The sequence below is a fragment of the uncultured Gemmiger sp. genome (assembly GCF_934561205.1).
In the GTDB taxonomy this organism is placed as follows: domain Bacteria; phylum Bacillota; class Clostridia; order Oscillospirales; family Ruminococcaceae; genus Gemmiger.
Window position 1 is genome coordinate 62,742 of record NZ_CAKTFU010000002.1, and the last position, 19,676, is coordinate 82,417.

A 19,676-nucleotide genomic window follows, 5' to 3' on the forward strand; every position below is an offset into this window, starting at 1 on the left:
GCGATGCTCAAATCCAAAGCCTCCCGCTGGCTGGCAGGTCCCTATCTGCTGTGGATGGGGATATTTATCGTTGTGCCGCTGTTTATCGTGGTGTGGTACGCCCTGACTAACGCCGAAGGGCAGTTTACCCTCGAAAACCTGACCCAAATCGGGCGGTATGCCAGCGTGTTTATGCGCAGCCTGATCCTGGCGGCGGTGTCCACCGTCATCTGCCTGGTTCTGGCGTTCCCCGTGGGGTATTTTCTGTCCCGCCTGCGCGCCAACAAGCAGCACATTATGCTGATGCTGGTCATGCTGCCGATGTGGATGAACTTTTTGCTGCGCACCTATGCGTGGATGACCCTGCTGGAAAAGAACGGCCTGATCAATAAATTTTTCGGCTTGTTCGGCCTTGGCCCCTTTACGATGATCAACACCTCCGGCGCGGTGGTGCTGGGTATGGTGTACAACTACCTGCCCTTTATGATCCTGCCAATTTACACGGCGATGACCAAAATTGATGATTCCATCATCGAAGCGGCGCAGGATCTCGGCTGCAATGTCTGGCAGATCTTGTGGCGCGTGCTGGTACCCCTGACCGGTCCCGGCATTGCCACCGGCATTACGCAGGTGTTTGTGCCGGCGGTGTCTACCTTTATTATCAGCCGTATGCTGGGCGGCGGCTCCAACCTGCTGATCGGCGATTTGATCGAGCTGCAGTTCCTCGGCAACTCCTACAACCTCAACCTTGGCTCTGCCATGAGCTTGGTGCTGATGGTCATTGTTCTTTTGTGCATGAGCTTTACCTCCAGCTTTGACGAGTCGGAAATGGAAGGGGTGATGTAAGATGAACAAAAAGCAATCTGTTCTCTTGCAGCGCACCTACATTGTGCTGGTGTTCTGCTTTATGTACCTGCCGATCGCGGTTATGATTGCGTTCAGCTTTAACCAGAGCAAGTCCCGCTCGTACTTTACCGGCTTTACGCTGGATTGGTACAAGAGCCTGTTCCATAACGAGATGATCTTGTCGGCGCTGGGTTCCAGCCTGGTACTGGCGCTGGCATCCAGCATATTGGCAACGGTGCTGGGTACACTGGCGACCATCGGCATCAACTCGATGTCCCGCCGCAGCCAGCTGCTGATCAACAACATCAGCTATGTGCCGGTTGTCAACCCGGAGATCATCACCGGTGTTTCTCTGATGCTTTTGTTCGTTATGGCGCAGAATTTCGGCATCGGCGGGGAGGGCGGCATCTTCGGCTGGACTACGCTGCTGATTGCGCATATCACCTTTAACGTGCCGTATGTGATTTTTAACGTGGCACCCAAGCTGCGCCAGCTTGACCCCAGCCTGTACAATGCCGCGCTGGACTTGGGCTGCACGCCCCGGCAGGCGTTTTCCAAGGTGATTCTGCCGCAGCTGTCCCCTGCTATCCTGTCGGCGTTCTTAATTTGCCTGACTTACTCCATCGACGACTTTATGATTTCCTACTTCAACTCCGGCACGATGCAGACGCTGCCCATTGCCATCTACTCGATGACCCGCAAAAAGGTCAGCCCGGAGATCAATGCCCTGTCGGCGGTGATGTTCTGCGTGATTTTGACCATCATCCTCATTTCCAACGCGATGGATTCCCGCGCTTACCGGCGCAACCAGAAAGCCATCCGCAAGGCCATGCAGGCCGAGGGCGAGGGGGTGCGCTGATATGAAAAAGCTGACAAAATTCCGCAGACTTGCCGCGGCTCTGGCGGCTGTCGGCATGACGGCGGTGTTTACCGCCGCGCCCGCCCTGGCGGCTGACGAGATCGAGGTGAATGAGGATATTTCGGTGTCCGGCGACTACGATTGGCGCCGTTTTGCCAACGACCGCATCACCCTGAATGTCTACAACTGGGGTCTGTATATTTCGGACGGCAGCGACGACAGCGTGAACGTCATCGCCGCCTTTGAGGAGTTGACCGGCATCAAGGTCAACTACACGACCTTTGACTCCAACGAAAGCCTGTATGCCAAGATGAAGTCGGGCGGCGCGTCCTATGACGTGATTTTTCCGTCGGAGTATATGATCGGCAAAATGGCGAAGGAGGGTATGCTTGCCCCCCTGAACTACGACAATATCCCGAACTTTGCCAACATTGGCGAGGAGTACACCGACTGGGACTTTGACCCCGCCAACGTGTACAGTGTGCCCTATACCTGGGGCACGACGGGCTTGATTTACAACACCGCCATGGTGGAGGAACCGCCCACAAGCTGGTCGGCGCTGTGGGATGTCGAGTACACCAACAATGTGCTGATGTTCAATAACTCCCGCGATGCCTACGCCATTGCCGCCAAGATGCTGGGGCTGTCGCTGAACCCGCAGTCGGTCGAGGAAGTGTCCACCGTCATGGATGCGCTGAAGCAGCAGAAAAACGTTGTGCAAGCCTACGTTATGGACGAAATTTTCGACAAGATGGAGGGCGGCGAGGCTGCCATGGCGCCCTACTACGCCGGCGATGCGCTGACGATGATCGACGAAAACCCCGACCTGGCGTTTGTTCACCCCGAGGAAGGCGTGAACTTCTTTGTGGACAGCATGTGCATCCCTGCCAATGCCAAAAACAAAGAGGCGGCGGAGATGTTCATCAACTATATGTGCGAGCCGTCGGTGGGTCTTGCCAACTGCGATTACATCGGCTACTCGACGCCCATCACCGCCGTGTGGGAAATGCTGGACGATGATTTGAAGTACAGCGAGATCGCCTACCCCGACCAGGAGGTGCTGGACAAGGCGGAAGTGTTCACCACCCTGCCTGACGAGATCAACGCCGCCATGGATGCCCAATGGAGCGAAATGAAGAGCTTCGAGGAGGGCGGCAGTGGCTGGATGGTTATCGTGATGCTGCTGGTGGCGCTTGCCATTTCCGGCTTTAACATCTGGCGCAAGCTGCGCAAAAAATCCCGCGACAGTTACTAAGCAAACAAAAAGGGACCCCAAGTCATTGCGACTCGGGGTCCCTTGCTTTATGGATGTTTAGCGCAGAAACAGCTTGCCGTCGGCACCGGCGTCCACGGTCAGGGTGTCCCCTGCCGCATGTGCCCCGCCGATGATCTCTTTGGCGATCATCGTTTCAACGTGGGCCTGGATATACCGTTTCAGCGGGCGGGCACCATAGATGGGGTCGTACCCGCCGTCGATGATGGCATTCTTGGCAGCGTCCGTGACGGTCAGGTTCAGCTGCTTGTCCGCCAGACGGCGGCGCAGATCGGCCAGCATCAAGTCGACAATGGAGCCGATCTCCTGCTTGGTCAGGCTCTTGTAGTAGACGATGTCGTCCAGACGGTTCAGGAATTCGGGGCGGAACTGGCGCTTGAGCAGCTGGTCGATGGCGCTCTTTGCCTCGTCCGAAAGCTCGTTCTTGCCGGCAGCACGGCTCTTTTCCAAATCCTCCAGGATCAAATCGGAGCCGAGGTTGGAGGTCAGGATGATGACGGTGTTTTTAAAGTCCACCGTGCGACCCTGACTGTCGGTAATGCGGCCGTCGTCCAGTACCTGCAGCAGGATGTTAAAGACGTCCGGATGTGCTTTTTCGACTTCATCGAACAGCACAACGCTGTACGGATGGCGGCGCACAGCCTCGGTCAGCTGGCCGCCCTCCTCATAGCCGACATATCCCGGAGGTGCACCGATCAGACGAGATACGCTGAATTTCTCCATGTACTCGGTCATGTCGATACGCACCATGTTCTTTTCGTCGTCAAACAGGGCTTGTGCCAGTGCCTTGGCCAACTCGGTCTTGCCAACGCCCGTGGGGCCGAGGAACAGGAAACTGCCGATAGGGCGGTTGGGGTTGGCGATACCCGCGCGGGAACGCAGAATGGCGTCCGAAACCTTTTGTACGGCCTCGTCCTGACCGATCACGCGCTTGTGCAGCACGTCCGGCAGGCGCAGCAGCTTTTCACGCTCGCCCTCGACCAGCTTGGCGACGGGGATGCCCGTCCAGCGCGCCACGATGCGGGCGATTTCCTCATCGGTCACGCGGTCACGCAGCAGACTGGATTCCTTCTTTTCGGCGGCAATTTTTTCTTCCTCGTTCAGCTGCTTTTGCAGAGTGGGCAGCTTGCCGTACTGCAGCTCGCCGGCCTTGGCGTAATCGCCGGTGCGGGTGGCTTTTTCGATTTCCGCCTTGGTGGATTCCACCTCGGCGCGCAGACTCTGCACCTTGTTGATGGCGTTCTTTTCGTTTTCCCACTGTGCCTTTTTGCTGTTGAAGGTGTCGCGCAGCTCGGCCATCTCTTTTTCCAGCGCGTCCAGACGCTGCTTGGAAAGCTCGTCCGTCTCCTTCTTCAAGGAGGCTTCCTCAATTTGCAGCTGGGTGATGCGGTGGTTCATTTCGTCCAACTCGGCGGGCATGGAGTCCAGCTCGGTCTTGACCATGGCGCAGGCTTCATCCACGAGGTCGATGGCTTTATCAGGCAGGAAACGATCGGTGATATACCGGTCAGACAGCGTGGCGGCGGCAATCAATGCAGCGTCCTGAATCTTGACGCCGTGGTAGACCTCATACCGTTCCTTCAGACCACGCAGAATGGAGATGGTATCCTCCACGGTAGGCTCGTTGACCATAACGGGCTGGAAACGACGCTCCAGCGCGGGGTCTTTTTCGATATACTCGCGGTATTCGTCCAATGTGGTGGCGCCGATGCAGTGCAGCTCGCCGCGCGCCAGCATAGGTTTGAGCAGGTTGCCGGCATCCATAGCGCCGTCCGTCTTGCCTGCACCGACGATGGTGTGCAGTTCATCAATGAACAGGATGATTTTGCCCTCGGACTTCTTGACCTCGTTCAGAACACTCTTCAAGCGCTCCTCAAACTCGCCGCGGTATTTGGCGCCGGCGACCAGTGCGCCCATATCCAGGCTGAACACCGTGCGATCCTTGAGGTTTTCGGGCACGTCACCGCGCACGATACGCTGCGCAAGCCCCTCTGCAATGGCGGTCTTGCCGACACCGGCCTCACCGATCAGAACAGGGTTGTTCTTGCGCTTACGGCTTAAAATGCGGATAACGTTGCGAATTTCGGTATCGCGCCCGATGACAGGGTCCAGCTTGTTGGCACGCGCCATCTCCACCAGATCCTGCCCGTATTTTTTCAGGGCATCGTAGGTGGATTCGGGGTTATCGGTTGTCACGCGCTGGTTGCCGCGCACCTGCGACAGCTGCTGCATAAAGCGCTCGGTCGTGATGCCGAACGCCTTGAACAGCTCGGCGGCTGCCTTGCCGGGGCGCTGCAAAATGCCAAGGAATACGTGTTCGACGCTGATATATTCGTCCTGCATCTGCTTGGCCTGCTGCTCGGCGGCGTTTAAGGCGCGGTCGAGGTCGCCGGAAATATAGACCTTGTCGGGGTCACGGCCGGAGCCGGTGACTCGGGGCAAGGCCTCGACCTTTTGCAGGGCGGCCTGTGCAAAGGCATTGGGGTCGGCGCCGAGCTTGGTCAGCAGCTGCGGGATCAGCCCGTCCTGCTGCTGTGCCAGTGCCGCAAGCAGATGCTCCTGCTCCACGGCGTTGTTGGAATACTCTACCGCAAGGCGTTGTGCGCTCTGCAGAGCCTCCAGCGTTTTCTGGGTGAATTGGTTCATGTTCATAAAAGCGTACCTCCTTTTTTGCAGATACGGCGGATTTACGGTTGCGAGTCGCGGGGCTCCTGTGCCTGTTAGCACTCTAACCTCTCGACTGCTAATATTGTACCACTTTGGTGGGAGATGTCAATAGGGTAAATTGAAAAGAATTTGTGAACGATTTTGACTGCTTTACCGCAAAATTGGCAAAAGAGAATACAATGTGCTAATTCAATGCGCTGCGCGGCGGTACCGGGCGGCGGATACAAAAACTCCCCGACCGTGGGTCGGGGAGCTACGTTTGTTTTTTACAGATAATTCTCGATCCAAGTCAGCACATAGTCAAAGACCTCGGCACAGTTGGTTTCGTTGTGCAGTTCGTGGCGGGCGTCCTCCCAAATCTGGCAGGTCAGATCCTTGACGCCTGCATCGCCCAGCATAGCCCAGACCGCGCGCACCCCGGCACCGTAGTTGCCCACGGGGTCGCCGTCACCGGCAATCAGCAGAACAGGTAGATCCTTGTTGAAGTTCTGCGCCCATTTTTTGCTGCTGACATGGTTGAGCACCGTCAGCATTTCGCGGTAGGTGCCCGCCGTGAACGGGAAGGTGCACAGCGGGTCGGCGTCATAGGCGGTGACGACGCTTTCCTCACGGGTCAGCCACGCATTGGGGGATTTTGCATCGGGGATGCGCTTGCAGTAGCTGCCGAAATTCAGCTTGACCATAAAGGGTGAAACATGGTCGTTGCCCTTGACGGCGGCAATCAGCGCGGAGAGCGGCTGCCCCAAAAGGTTGGCGGCAGCGGGGCCTGCCGTGCCGGAGAAGATGGCGGCGCTGATGCTTTCGGGCCAGGTTTCGGCGTACCAGCGCGCATAAAAGCTGCCCATGCTGTGGCCGTATAAAATGATCGGAACATTGGGGAATTTCTCGTGCAGCAGGGTGTTCATTGTGTGCAGGTCGTTCAGCAGGTTAAAGCGCCCGTTCGGCTCGCCGTAGTGGCCGCGCTCGTTTTCGGCGGCACTGCCGCCGTGGCCCAGATGGTCGTTGCCGGCCAGCGCAATGCCATGCGCGGCGTAAAACTGCGCCATGGGGGCATAGCGCTGCACATATTCGCACATGCCGTGGCTGAGCTGCAGCACACCGCGCACAGGTACATCGGGCATGGTGTAAATGTAGGCGGCACATTGATGCTTTTTGTCAGCGGAGGCAAAATGCAGAGTTTCGCAGCAGAGTTCAGACATAGCGTTATTCTCCTTTGATCTTTTTCCAGTATTGGGCAAATGCCTGTTCGTTTTTGTTGTCGCCGGGTTCGTAGTAGCGGCGGTCCTTGATGGCATCGGGCAGGTACTGCTGCGCTGTCCAGTGGTTGGGGTAGTCGTGCGGGTAGAGGTAATGCTGCCCCTTGACCTTGGCATCGGCGCCGTCATAGTGCTTGTTTTGCAGCTGGCGCGGAATCGGCCCTGTGCGCCCCGCCTGTACGTCCGCCATGGCGGCGTTGATGGCATCGTGGCCGGAGTTGGATTTGGGCGCGGTGGCAACCAGAATGACAGCATCCGCCAGAGGCAGCCGTGCCTCGGGCATACCGACGGCGTTGGCAATGTCCACCGCCGATTTGACAATGGGGATGATCTGCGGCCACGCAAGACCAACATCCTCGCACGCGCAGACCATCAGGCGGCGGCAGGCACTGGGCAGATCCCCTGCTTCCAGCAGCCGCGCAAGGTAATGCAGCGCCGCGTCCGGGTCAGAGCCGCGCATGGATTTCTGGTACGCCGAAACAATGTCGTAGTGGTCATCGCCCAGCTTGTCGTATCGCATGGCGGTGCGCACGGCAACCTGCTGCACCATATCTAAGGTAATGGTGCGGGCACCATTCTCAATGGGGGCGGCGGTCACGGCAAATTCCAGATTGCCCAGCGCCTTGCGCATATCGCCCCCCGCGCTTTGCGCCAGATAGTCCAGTGCATCATCGGGAATCAGCACAGGCTGCTGTTCCTCGGCACCAAGCCGCGCGGCGGCGTTTTGCAGCCCCTTGCGGATATCCGCGTCGGTCAGCGCCTTGAACTCAAACACCGTGCAGCGCGAAAGCAGGGCGTTGTAGACGTAAAAATACGGGTTCTCGGTGGTGGAGGCGATCAGCGTGACGGTACCCTGCTCGACACATTCCAGCAGGCTTTGCTGCTGGCGCTTGTTGAAATACTGGATCTCGTCCAGATACAGCAAAATGCCGCCGCTTGCCCCCAACGTGCCGATATCCGCCAGCACGGCCTTGATGTCGGCGGTGCCCGCTGTGGTGCCGTTTAATTTGTGCAGACGCATACCGCTGCCTGCGGCAATGATGCTGGCCACCGTGGTTTTGCCCACGCCGGAGGGACCGTAAAAGATCATATTGGGGATTTTGCCGCTGTCCACCGTGCGGCGAAATACCTGATTTTTGCCCAAAAGATGCTGCTGCCCGCAGACTTCGTCCAGCGTGCGGGGGCGCAGACGCTGTGCTAAAGGTTCCATTTTTGTGTTCCTTTTTATAAAAGTATTACAAACAATCCGACTTCTATACTTGATTATAGTGGATTCGCGTGGTAGAATCAAGGGGAAAGAGCAGAAACGGAGAAAAAGCAGTGACAAAAAACGAACGGGCGGCGCTGTGCATTGAGCGCCTGAAAGCCGAATATCCCAAGACGGTTTGCACGCTGGATTACGACCACGCGTGGCAGCTTCTGGTAGAGGTGCGCCTAGCGGCACAGTGCACCGATGCCCGCGTAAACGTTGTGGTGCAGGAGCTGTTCGCCAAGTACCCCGGCGTAAACGAATTGGCGGCCGCCGACCCTGCGGACATTGAGGCCATCGTGCGGCCCTGCGGCCTGGGGCATAGCAAGGCAAGAGATATTTCAGCCTGTATGCGCAAGCTGCGCGATGAGTTCGGCGGCAAGGTGCCGCAGGATTTTGATGCCCTGCTCTCCCTGCCCGGCGTGGGGCGCAAGAGTGCTAACCTGATTATGGGCGATGTGTTCGGGCAGCCTGCCATTGTGACGGACACCCACTGCATACGCCTGTGCAACCGCATCGGGCTGGTGGACAACATCAAGGAACCCGCCAAGGTCGAAAAAGCCCTGTGGAAGCTGATCCCGCCGGAGGAAAGCAACGACTTTTGCCATCGGCTGGTGGATCACGGGCGCGCGGTCTGCACCGCCCGCACCAAACCCTACTGCGACAAATGCTGCCTGGCGGACATCTGCCGGGCACGAAAGGAATTTGCCGAATGAAAAAAGAAACCGAAACCCGCCTTGGCGGCGAGCTGCGCAGCCGCGCTGCTGCCGACCGTCTGGCGTATGAGCTGCGGCACGGCGTGTATGCCGAGGCCGAGCAGCTGCCCAGCGAGGTGGAACTGGCCGAGTTTTTGGGCCTGAGCCGCACGGCCGTGCGCGATGCGCTGAGTGAACTGGAGCGTGCGGGATATCTGGAGCGCGTGCGCGGCATCGGCACGCTCATCAACCGTGATATTGCCAATGTAGAAAACCGCATGGACAAAAAGCTGGAATTCTACAAGATGATCCGTGCCATCGGCAAGGAACCCCACAGTGACAGCCTGACCGTTACCAAGGAACCTGCCAACGCCGAAATGATACGTCGCCTAAAGCTGCCCCACGAAGGCCCGCAGACACTGGTGTTTGTGCGCCGCCGTGTGCTGGCAGATGATATCCCTGTGCTGTTCTCGACCGATATTCTGCCGCTGGCGCTGTTTGAGGAAAAGCGGCTGGATCGGATCGATTTCAGCCAACCGATTTTTGAAATTGCCGCCGCTTACTGCCACACGGAAATCACCCAGACACTGGCGCATCTGCACGCTGTGACAGGCTCGCCGGGGGTGCGCCGTCAGTTGGGGCTGCGCCCTGACCAGGCGCTGCTGCGGTTGGACGAAACCTGCTATTCCCGCCTGTGCAAGCCGGTCATCTGCTGCCAGACATGGTATACCGATTTCTTTGATTTTGCGATGGTGCGCAAGCTATTATAAGGTAACCGGGCGGCCGCGCCCTGTTATATAGATAGGAATCTTTTACTTTGAGGGGATTGTTTATGAGACATCTTATCGATCCGTCAGACTTTACGCTGGAAGAAACCCTGCGCCTTATGGACCTTGCCGACCGTATCCACGATGATCCGGCGGCGTACAAGGATGTGGCAGCCCGCAAGCGGCTGGCTACCCTGTTTTACGAGCCGAGCACCCGCACCCGCCTTTCGTTTGAGGCGGCCATGCTGAACCTCGGCGGCCAGGTTTTGGGGTTCCCCGATGCGGGTGTGTCCAGCGCTACCAAGGGCGAAACCGTGGCTGATACCATCCGCGTTATCAGCTGCTTTGCCGACATTGCCGCGATGCGCCACCCCAAAGAGGGCGCCCCGCTGCGCGCCGCACGGTACAGCCGTATCCCTGTCATCAACGCAGGTGACGGCGGCCACAGCCACCCCACCCAGACGCTCCTGGACATGATGACCATCCGCCACCGCAAGGGTCGGCTGGACAATCTGACCATCGGCTTTTGCGGGGATCTGAAATTCGGCCGCACGGTGCACAGCCTGATCAAGAGCCTGTCCCGCCTGCCCGGTATGAAGTTCGTTCTTATCAGCCCTGAGGAGCTGCGTGTGCCGGACTACATTATCAGCGAAATCCTGGAGCCGAACGGCATCTCCTTCGTGGAGACCCGCAGTTTGGAGGAGGCGCTGCCTCAGCTGGATATTTTGTACATGACCCGTGTGCAGCGCGAGCGCTTTTTCAACGAGGAGGATTATATCCGCCTGAAGGACAGCTATGTCCTGACCAAGGAAAAGCTGGAACTGGCCCCCGCCGACATGGCGGTGCTGCATCCCCTGCCCCGCGTCAATGAAATTACACTGGACGTTGACGATGACCCCCGCGCTGCCTACTTTGAGCAGGTGCAGAACGGCGTGTACATGCGCATGGCATTGATCATGACTTTGCTGGGTCTGAAAGACCCCAAAACCGGGGAGGCGGTACTGGAATGCTGAACATTGACGAAATTCAAAACGGCGTGGTTATCGACCACATTACCGCAGGTACGGGCTTGGCACTGTACCACCTGATGGAGCTGGAAAAGCTGAACGACGCCAGCGTGGCATTGCTGCAGAACGTGCGCAGCCAAAAAACCGGCAAGAAGGATATCATCAAAATCGAGGGCGATGTGTCCGGCTTGAACTTTGATATTCTGGGCTATCTCGACCCGCAGATTTCCATTACGGTCATCGAGAACGGCCATGTCAGCAAAAAGATCCGCCCCGAACAGCCCAAGCGCCTGGTCAATGTCATCAAGTGCAAGAACCCGCGCTGCATAACCTCTATGGAGGAAGGCTGCGACCATATCTTTGCCCTGACCCCCAGCGGCCGCTACCGCTGCGTTTATTGCGAACAGGAATTCAGCGTAAAGCCGTAAAAAGCATAAAACAAAAAAGGTTTCCCTGTTTTTCGGGGAAACCTTTTTCTGCTTTACACGCAGGCGGCTAAGTCACTCTCTGTCAAAATGATATGCCCCTCGGCATCGGCGTCGGCGGTGTAGACGGTGCCCGGATGTGCCGTGCCCTCGGCAATGCGGTCGGCAAGGGCTTGCTCTACGGCGCGGTTGACCCTGCGGCGCAGCTCACGCGCGCCGTAGGGCGGCACGGTGTCCCCCGCCAAGGCTTGCGCGGCAGCTGCGGTGTGGCGCAGGGCATACCCCTGGGCGGCAGCGCGGGCTTCCAACTCGGTCAGCAGACGGTCTGCGATAGCGGTAAGCTCCTTGGGCGTAAGCGGAGAAAACAGCACCGTGTCATCCAGCCGTCCCATCAGCTCAGGGCGGAAAAACGCGCGCGCCTCCTGCAGGGCCTGCTGACCCCGACGCGCCGCAGCGGTGTCGGCGGAACCAAAGCCCAGGGGTGCAGTCTGCCCCGAAAGATACCGCGCCCCCAAATTGGAGGTCAGCAGCAAGATCGTGTGCGAAAAATCCGCCCGCCGCCCCTGTGAATCCGTCAGGCAGCCGTCCTCCAGAATTTGCAGCAGGATGTTTTGGATATCGCTGTGGGCTTTTTCGATCTCATCAAACAGCACGACGCTGTAGGGACGGCGGCGCACGGCCTCGGTCAGCTGCCCGCCCTCCTCGTGTCCGACATAGCCGGGCGGTGCACCGATCAAACGGGCGACAGTGTGGCGTTCCATATACTCGGACATGTCAAAGCGCAGCAGGGCCTTTTCGCTGCCGAACCAGCAGTCGGCCAGTGTGCGGGCCAGTTGGGTCTTGCCCACACCGGTCGGCCCCAAAAACAGCATGGCTCCGATGGGCTTGCCGTTTTCACGCAGACCGGTGCGGCTGCGGCGTATGGCGGCAGCCACGGCAGCTACGGCGCGGGGTTGGCCGACTACCCGTTCGTTCAGACGTGCCTCCAGGCAACTCAGGCGTTCGCGCTCTGCTTCGTTTACACGGTCGGCCGGCACACCGCTTGCCTTGCTGACAATGTGTGCCACGTCGTTTTCGGTCAGGATGCGTTTGCCCTCGCCGCCAATGTCGGCAATGCGTTTGGCGGCGGCAGCCTCATCCAAAAGGTCGATGGCCTTGTCGGGCAAAAAGCGGCCGGGCAGATACCGCACGCTCAACTCCACGGCGGCGTGGATGGTTTCGGGCGGCATGACCACCCCGTGATAGCGCTCGTATCGGGGCATCAGCCCGGCCAAGATTTTTTCGGCCTGGCGCGGCGTGGGTTCCTCGACCATGACCTTGCCAAAACGCCGTTCCAGCGCAGAATCCTTTTGTATGGTCTTGCGATATTCCTCCGGTGTGGTGGCACCGATCAGCTGGATCTCGCCCCGCGCCAGCATCGGTTTTAAGATGCTGGCGGCGTCAATGGCACCCTCGGCGGCACCGGCCCCCGCAATGATGTGGATCTCGTCAATAAACAGGATGGTGCTGCGGTCGCGGTAAAGCTCCTCCAACAGGCTTTTGAAACGCTCCTCAAAATCACCGCGGTATTTTGTGCCCGCCACCATCGACGCCATGTCCAGCGACAAAAGCCGCTTGCCGCGCAATGCAGGGGTGATTTGCCCCGCAGCGATTTTTTGCGCCAGCGCCTCGGCCAGGGCGCTCTTTCCGACTCCCGGCTCGCCCAACAGACAGGGGTTGTTTTTTCGGCGGCGGCATAAAATTTCAATCATGCGTTCCAGTTCGTCGTCTCGGCACAGCACGGGGTCCAGGCGGCCCTCCTGCGCAAGGCGGGTCAGGTCGCGGCCGTATTTCTCGCTGGGACGGTTGGTGCGCGGGGCACTCATGCGGGGCTGTACAGGCAAGACAGTCTGCCCGCTGAGCTGCCGACATTCCCGCGCGGCCTGTGTGACCTCCACCCCTAAGGACGCCAGCCAGACGCTTGCCGTGCAGGAGGCATCCTCCAGCATGGCGCAGAGCAGGTGCTCGTTTTCAGCCTTGGGGCGGTTGGCAGCATGTGCCCCCAGCACGGCAAATTCCAGAGCCTTGCGGCTTTCGCAGGCAAGGTCGTTTTTGTGCAGGCGGCAGGGTGCGGCGGCGGGCTGTAAAGCAGTATTGCTTTGCAGCGCGGCGGCTGTGATATGCTTGCGGTGCAGAAAGTCTGCGGCGGGTCCTTGGGCACAGCGCAGCATCGCCAGCAAAAAATGTCCGGTATCGGCCTCATGACAGCCCTGTTTGCCGGCCAGCGCCAAGGCGGTGCGCACGGTGCGGCTGGTCTGCCGCGAAAGCCCTTTATATTGATAGAACATGGTGTCCCCCTTGCTTTGAGTTTCCGATACTGCAAGTATAGGCCGCGATAGCGCAAATAATCATCGAAATCGGGCCAATCCCGCCATGACAAATGCAAAAATGTGTGTTATAATACAGTCTATACGCTTGTATATAATAGTAAGAAGTTGTAGAGGTGGTTGTGTGCGTAAATTGTTGCGCTACATCAAGGGCTACGAAATACAAACGATTCTGGCACCGCTATTTAAAATGCTGGAAGCCTGCTTTGAATTGTTCGTTCCCCTTGTGGTGGCGGGTATTATCGACACCGGTATCAAAAATGCGGATACCGTGTATATCTGGCAGCGCTGCGGGCTGCTGGTGATTTTGGCGGCGGTGGGTCTGGCTTGCAGCCTGACTGCGCAGTATTTCTCCGCCACGGCGGCGCTGGGCTTCGGCACGGCGCTGCGCAAGGATCTTTTCCGGCATATTGATACTTTAAGTTACAGCGAGCTGGACGGTATCGGCACGCCGACGCTGGTCACCCGCATGACCAGTGACATCAATCAGGTGCAAAACGGCGTCAATCTGACACTGCGCCTTTTGCTGCGTGCACCCTTTATCGTGCTGGGTGCGCTGGTAATGGCGTTTTCCATCAGCCCGCGGCTGACGGTGCTGTTTCTGGTTGTGACGGCGGTGATCTCGCTGATCATCTGGGGCATTATGCGCACCACGGTGCCTATCTACCGCGATGCCCAGAACCATCTGGACCGCGTTACGCTCTTGACCCGCGAAAACTATGTGGGCGCCCGCGTGGTACGCGCCTTTGCACGCCAGCCCGATGAGCTGGCAGACTTTGTGCAGACCAACGATCGGTTAAAGGCGATCCAGACAAAGGCAGGGCGTATCTCCGCCCTGATGAACCCTTTGACCTATCTGGTGGTAAACCTTGGCGTCATTGCCATTTTGGTGCGCGGCGGGCAGCAGGTCAACATCGGCGCGCTGACGCAGGGACAGATCATTGCGCTGATCAACTATATGAGCCAAATTCTGGTCAGCCTGCTGCGTTTGGCGGATCTGGTCATCTCGGTCACGCGGGCGCTGGCCAGCGGGGCGCGTGTCAATGAGATTCTGAACACCCGGACCACGATGCCTGACCCTGCCGCGGCGGAACTGCCCCCGATTGAAAATGCCCCGGCGGTTGCCTTTGACGGCGTGACCTTCGGCTACCGCGGCGCGGGTGCCCCCAGCCTGACCGATGTCGGCTTTACCGCCCAAAACGGCGAGACGGTGGGTGTTATCGGCGGCACGGGCAGCGGCAAGACAACGTTGGTCAACCTGGCCGCGCGCTTTTATGATGCCGATACCGGCAGCGTAAAGCTGTTCGGCCGCGATGTAAAGGAGTATAGCTTTACACAGCTGCGCCGCATGGTGGGCATTGTACCGCAGCAGGCGATGCTGTTCACCGGCACAATACGCGAGAACATGCAGTGGGCTGCCCCGAACGCCGATGACGATGCCATCTGGCGGGCGCTGGAGATTGCCCAGGCTGCCGATTTTGTGCGCAGCAAGCCGGGTATGCTGGACGCCCCTGTGGAGACCGCCGGACGCAACTTCTCCGGCGGGCAGCGCCAACGTTTGACCATCGCCCGCGCGCTTGTGCCGCAGCCGAAAATCCTGATTCTCGATGACAGCGCCTCGGCTTTGGATTTTGCCACCGACGCCGCTTTGCGCAAGGCAATCAAGGAAAAGACCAAGGGCATGACGGTGTTTATCGTGTCGCAGCGTGCCGCCAGCGTACAGCGCGCCGACCATATTTTGGTGCTGGACGATGGCCGCCTTGTGGGCGATGCCCCCCACGCAGAGCTTCTGAAAACCTGCGAGGTTTATAAGGAAATCTGCCTGAGCCAGCTCAGCCGTGAGGAGGTGGCCCAAACGCTATGAGCAAGAAAACTGATACAGGTACTGTGCGCCGTGTGCTGGGGCTGATACGCCCGTATACCGGCTGGGTGGTTCTGACGCTGACGTTGGCGCTTATCACAGTGGTCACTACCCTGCTGGCGCCTGTCATTACAGGCCGTGCGGTGGATCGGATCCTCGGCCCCGATGCGGTAGACTTTGGCGGTGTGGCAAGGCTGGCTGTGGTATTGGCCGTTACCATCGGCTGTACATCGCTGGCGCAGTGGCTGATGAACGTTGTCAACAACCGAATTACCTTTCAGGTCGTGCGCGATATGCGCGTGCAGGCATTTGAAAAGCTCGAAAGCCTGCCCCTCAAATATATGGACGCGCACCGCCCCGGCGATGCCATCAGCCGTATTACCACGGATGTTGAGCAGTTCAGCGACGGTTTGCTGATGGGCTTTACCCAGCTGTTCACCGGCGTTTTGACCATTGCGGGTACCCTGGGTGTGATGCTCTTTATTGACTGGCGCATTGCACTGGTGGTCGTGGCGCTGACGCCGCTTTCCATCTTTATGGCGCGTTACATTGCCACGCACACCTACTCGATGTTCAAGCTGCAAAGCGAGACCCGCGCCGAGATGACAGGTCTTGTGGAGGAACTGGTCGGCAATGAGCAGCTGGTGCGCGCCTTTGGATACGAGAGCCGCGCCGAGGCCCGCTTTGATACCATCAACAGGGCGCTGCAAAAATGCGGTGTCCGCGCGGTGTTTTTCTCCTCCATGACCAACCCCTGCACCCGCTTTGTCAACGCACTGGTATATGCGGCAGTGGGTATCCTGGGGGCGTTCGTGGCCATCGGCGGCGGCATTACGGTGGGGCAGCTTTCGGTTTTTCTGAACTACGCCAACCAGTACACAAAACCCTTCAACGACATCTCCGGCGTTATGACCGAGCTGCAAAACGCCGTAGCATGTGCCCAGCGCGTGTTTGATTTGATTGACGAAACGCCGATCCTGCCCGACGCCCCCGATGCCCATGTGCTGGAAAAAGGTGCCGGCGAGGTGACGTTTGAGCATGTTAAATTCCGCTACCTGCCCGACGTGCCGCTGATCGAGGATATGAATCTGTCGGTGCAGCCCGGACAGCGCATTGCCTTGGTAGGCCCCACCGGCTGCGGCAAGACAACGCTGGTCAACCTGCTGATGCGCTTTTATGAGATAAACGGCGGCAGCCTGCGCGTGGACGGACATCCCATTGATACCGTGACGCGCGACAGCCTGCGCGCCAACCTGGGTATGGTTTTGCAGGAAACCTGGCTGAAATCCGGCACGGTGGCGGATAACATCGCCTACGGTAAGCCCGATGCAAGCCGGGAGGAAATTATAGCTGCTGCCAAAAAGGCCCGTGCGCATAGCTTTATCTGCCGCCTGCCCAACGGGTACGACACCGTCATTGCCGAGGACGGCGGCAACATCAGCCAAGGCCAACGCCAGCTGCTGTGTATTGCCCGTGTTATGCTGCGACGCCCGCCGATTTTGATTCTGGATGAGGCAACCTCCAGCATTGACACCCGCACCGAAGTTCTTGTGCAGGACGCCTTTGAAGAATTGATGAAAGGCCGAACCAGCTTTATTGTGGCGCATCGGCTTTCTACCATAAAAAATGCCGACCAGATTTTGGTCATGAAGGCCGGCAACATTATTGAACGCGGCACCCATGACGAGCTGCTGGCGCAGGGCGGTTTTTACGCTTCGCTGTACCAAAGCCAGTTCGCAAAGGCATAAAAAAGAGTGGGAAAAAAGGAGAGGTTATTATGAGCAAAACCGTAGTACCGCAGGATTACAAAAGTCTGCTGGGGCTGTACGACACCCAAAAGGCCATCGGCCTTATCAAGACGGTCTTTCAGGAAAAGCTGAGCCTGGCGCTGCACCTGAACCGCGTCACCGCGCCCCTGTTTGTACCGCAGGGCAGCGGCTTGAACGACGACCTGAACGGCGTTGAGCGCCCCGTGCAGTTCGATGTTCCCTGCCTGGACGACCATGCCGAGGTCGTGCACAGCCTGGCCAAGTGGAAGCGCTTTGCCCTGTACAAGTACGGCTACCGCCCCGGTCAGGGCCTTGTCACCGACATGAACGCGATCCGCCGCGACGAGGAGCTGGACAACCTGCACAGCATCTACGTTGACCAGTGGGACTGGGAGCGCGTCATCACCAAGGAGAACCGCACGCTGGAATTTTTGCAGGAGACCGTGCGCGATATCGTGGACGCTGTGTGCGCAACGTCCGATGAGCTGCGCTGGAAATTCCCTGCGTTAAAGGTCATCCGCCTGAACCGTGACGTGACTTTCTTCACATCGCAGGAGTTGGAGGACCTCTACCCCAACAAGACCCCCAAGGAGCGCGAGAACATTATTACCCGCGCACACGGAACGGTCTGCATTATGCAGATCGGCGGCAAGCTGAAAAGCGGCGAAAAGCACGACGGCCGCGCCCCCGACTACGATGACTGGACACTGAACTGCGATATCCTGTTCTGGCACAAAACGCTGGAATGTGCACTGGAACTGTCCAGCATGGGCATCCGCGTGGACGCCGATGCCATGCGCCGTCAGCTGGTGGAGGCCGGCTGCCCCGAACGTGCCGAGCTTCCCTTCCACAAGCTGCTGTTGGACGGCACCCTGCCCCTGACGATGGGCGGCGGCATCGGCCAGAGCCGTCTGTGCATGCTGCTGCTGGGCAAGGCGCATATCGGTGAGGTGCAGGTAAGCCTGTGGGATGACGCCACCACCGAAATCTGCCGGAAGAACCAAATCGAACTGCTGTAATTTGACCATATAAACCATACCCGCAGCTTGGGGTAAAAGCCGTAAGCTGCGGGTATTTTTGCGGCACGGCCCGCAACCACAGGCTGTACGCAGTACAGCAACAAAAGCAGCAAGAAATGCAGGGTGAAAATCAGAAAACGGCTTTCTTTTTCTGCGGCAATCTGCTATAATGAAAAGCCACTGTTGATTTGTAAAAAAGAGGGAGAAATTATGAGTTCCGCATCCAAAACGCTGACGGAAGGCCCCCTGGCCAAGCAAATTTTGCTGGTCAGCCTGCCGCTGGCGCTGTCAAACCTGCTGCAGGTCTTGTTTAATATGTCTGACGTTGCCGTTGTGGGCCGCTTTGCAGGTTCCATAGCGCTGGGCGCGGTGGGTTCCACCAGTACCTTTGTCACGCTGTTTACCGGTTTTTTGATCGGTTTAAGCAACGGCATTAACGTTCTGGTGGCCCGCTATTACGGCGCTAAGCACCCAAAGGACGTTGACAAGACAGTGCACTCCGGTCTCCTGGTCAGCCTTGTGGCGGGCGTTGCTCTGCTGTTGGTGGGGCTGTTTGGCTCCCCTGCCATGCTGCGTTTGCTCAATACCAAGGCCGACCTGATGGACGGCGCGGTGCTGTACCTGCGCATTTACTTTTTGGGTATGCCGGCGCTGGCGTTGTACAACTTCGGCAATGCCGTTTTCAGCGCCATGGGCGAAACCAAAAAGCCGCTGGCATACCTGAGCATTGCCGGTGTTTTGAATATTGCACTGAACCTGCTGTTCGTCATTGTGTTCCAACTGAGCGTGGCGGGCGTCGCGCTGGCCAGCACGATTGCGCAGTGCGTTTCCGCCGCCCTGATTTTGCGCGCCCTGACGAAGGTGCAGGACTGCTACGCCCTGAATTTTGCCAAAATCGGGCTGGATGCATCCATCACCCGCCGTATTTTGCTGCTGGGTGTGCCGGCCGGTTTGCAAAACGCGGTGTTTGCCATTGCCAACCTGTTTATCCAGGCGGGCGTCAACTCCTTCGACACGTTGATGGTCAAGGGCAACTCGGCAGCAGCCAACGCCGATGCAGTGATTTACGACGCTATGGCAGCCTTCTATATGGCTTGCGCCAGCTTTATGAGCCAGAATTTCGGCGCCGGAAAGCTCGACCGCGTCAAAAAAAGCTACTTTATCAGCCTGGCCTATTCCTTTGGCTTGGGTCTTGTTCTGGGCGGTGGGCTGCTGCTGTTTGGGCGGCAATTCCTGAGCCTGTTCACCACCGAGGCCGCCGTTGTGGACGCCGGTATGAAACGCGTACAGGTCATGGCGCTGGCATACTGCATTTCGGCGTTTATGGACTGCACGATCGCCGCCTCGCGCGGGCTTGGCAAAACGGTGGGGCCCACGGTGATCGTGATCATGGGTTCCTGCGTGTTCCGCGTGATCTGGGTGTACACGATTTTTGCCCGTATCCACACCATTCCTGCGCTTTACCTGCTGTACCCCTGCTCTTGGGCTATCACGGCCGCCGCCGAGATCGTTTATTTTGTGTCCGCGTACCGTCACTCGGTGCAGATATTTGAGCAAAACAAAATTGCAGAAGAACTTGCCGTAAAAACCTAATCAAAAAATAAAGCCGCCGCGGAACGAAATTCATCGTTCTGCGGC

General features: G+C 58.2%; 15 protein-coding genes. 11 read left to right on the top strand and 4 right to left on the bottom strand.

What is annotated here, in order from left to right; genetic code table 11:
- Positions 1-3: 3 nt before the first annotated feature.
- The 3 genes from Q0I19_RS01730 to Q0I19_RS01740 are packed head-to-tail and all read left to right on the top strand — an operon-like array spanning position 4 to position 2,939.
- Positions 4-825, top strand: a complete 822-nt coding sequence (locus tag Q0I19_RS01730; protein WP_294758563.1) for an ABC transporter permease — start codon at positions 4-6, stop codon at positions 823-825.
- Position 826: 1 nt separating this feature from the next.
- On the top strand, positions 827-1,684 hold the full coding sequence (locus Q0I19_RS01735) for an ABC transporter permease (protein ID WP_294758561.1): 858 nt from the start codon (positions 827-829) through the stop codon (positions 1,682-1,684).
- Between the two features lies 1 nt (position 1,685).
- Positions 1,686-2,939: a spermidine/putrescine ABC transporter substrate-binding protein gene (locus Q0I19_RS01740; protein WP_294758559.1), complete on the top strand. Its 1,254-nt coding sequence runs from the start codon at positions 1,686-1,688 to the stop codon at positions 2,937-2,939.
- A gap of 57 nt (positions 2,940-2,996) precedes the next feature.
- Here Q0I19_RS01740 and clpB read toward each other — a convergent pair whose 3' ends face one another.
- From clpB to Q0I19_RS01755, 3 genes are all read right to left on the bottom strand, one after another.
- Complete coding sequence (gene clpB, locus Q0I19_RS01745) at positions 2,997-5,609, bottom strand: ATP-dependent chaperone ClpB (protein WP_294758557.1); 2,613 nt, start codon at positions 5,607-5,609, stop codon at positions 2,997-2,999.
- 281 nt (positions 5,610-5,890) lie between these two features.
- Positions 5,891-6,823 (bottom strand): alpha/beta fold hydrolase, encoded by a 933-nt coding sequence (locus tag Q0I19_RS01750; RefSeq protein WP_294758555.1) that lies wholly within the window; start codon positions 6,821-6,823, stop codon positions 5,891-5,893.
- A gap of 4 nt (positions 6,824-6,827) precedes the next feature.
- Positions 6,828-8,090, bottom strand: coding sequence for a replication-associated recombination protein A (locus Q0I19_RS01755; protein ID WP_294758553.1), 1,263 nt, complete (start codon positions 8,088-8,090; stop codon positions 6,828-6,830).
- Positions 8,091-8,200: 110 nt separating this feature from the next.
- Between Q0I19_RS01755 and nth the strand changes: the two genes are divergently transcribed.
- The 4 genes from nth (at position 8,201) to Q0I19_RS01775 (ending at position 11,026) form a co-directional block, all read left to right on the top strand.
- Positions 8,201-8,845: an endonuclease III gene (gene nth, locus Q0I19_RS01760; RefSeq protein ID WP_294758551.1), complete on the top strand. Its 645-nt coding sequence runs from the start codon at positions 8,201-8,203 to the stop codon at positions 8,843-8,845.
- Positions 8,842-9,594: a GntR family transcriptional regulator gene (locus Q0I19_RS01765; RefSeq protein WP_294758549.1), complete on the top strand. Its 753-nt coding sequence runs from the start codon at positions 8,842-8,844 to the stop codon at positions 9,592-9,594. The genes nth and Q0I19_RS01765 overlap by 4 nt, the downstream gene beginning before the upstream one ends.
- A gap of 62 nt (positions 9,595-9,656) precedes the next feature.
- Complete coding sequence (gene pyrB, locus Q0I19_RS01770) at positions 9,657-10,604, top strand: aspartate carbamoyltransferase (protein WP_294758548.1); 948 nt, start codon at positions 9,657-9,659, stop codon at positions 10,602-10,604.
- Positions 10,598-11,026 carry an aspartate carbamoyltransferase regulatory subunit gene (locus Q0I19_RS01775; RefSeq protein WP_294758547.1) on the top strand — a complete coding sequence of 143 codons (429 nt, stop codon included), beginning with the start codon at positions 10,598-10,600 and terminating at the stop codon, positions 11,024-11,026. The genes pyrB and Q0I19_RS01775 overlap by 7 nt, the downstream gene beginning before the upstream one ends.
- 53 nt (positions 11,027-11,079) lie before the next feature.
- On the opposite strand, the gene Q0I19_RS01780 is transcribed toward Q0I19_RS01775, so the two are convergent.
- A complete protein-coding gene (locus tag Q0I19_RS01780; RefSeq protein WP_294758544.1) occupies positions 11,080-13,350 on the bottom strand; it encodes an ATP-dependent Clp protease ATP-binding subunit in 2,271 nt (756 codons plus the stop codon).
- Between the two features lie 163 nt (positions 13,351-13,513).
- Between Q0I19_RS01780 and Q0I19_RS01785 the strand changes: the two genes are divergently transcribed.
- The 4 genes from Q0I19_RS01785 to Q0I19_RS01800 all read left to right on the top strand — a co-directional run bounded on the left by Q0I19_RS01785 (position 13,514) and on the right by Q0I19_RS01800 (position 19,631).
- Positions 13,514-15,253 carry an ABC transporter ATP-binding protein gene (locus Q0I19_RS01785; protein ID WP_294758543.1) on the top strand — a complete coding sequence of 580 codons (1,740 nt, stop codon included), beginning with the start codon at positions 13,514-13,516 and terminating at the stop codon, positions 15,251-15,253.
- Positions 15,250-16,998 carry an ABC transporter ATP-binding protein gene (locus Q0I19_RS01790; RefSeq protein WP_294758541.1) on the top strand — a complete coding sequence of 583 codons (1,749 nt, stop codon included), beginning with the start codon at positions 15,250-15,252 and terminating at the stop codon, positions 16,996-16,998. Before Q0I19_RS01785 ends, Q0I19_RS01790 begins: the two co-directional genes overlap by 4 nt.
- Before the next feature lie 29 nt (positions 16,999-17,027).
- Positions 17,028-18,038, top strand: a complete 1,011-nt coding sequence (gene asnA, locus Q0I19_RS01795; protein WP_294758539.1) for an aspartate--ammonia ligase — start codon at positions 17,028-17,030, stop codon at positions 18,036-18,038.
- A 210-nt stretch (positions 18,039-18,248) separates the two neighbouring features.
- Entirely contained in the window at positions 18,249-19,631 is a 1,383-nt protein-coding gene (locus Q0I19_RS01800) for an MATE family efflux transporter (RefSeq protein WP_294758538.1), read from the top strand.
- Positions 19,632-19,676: the final 45 nt, after the last annotated feature.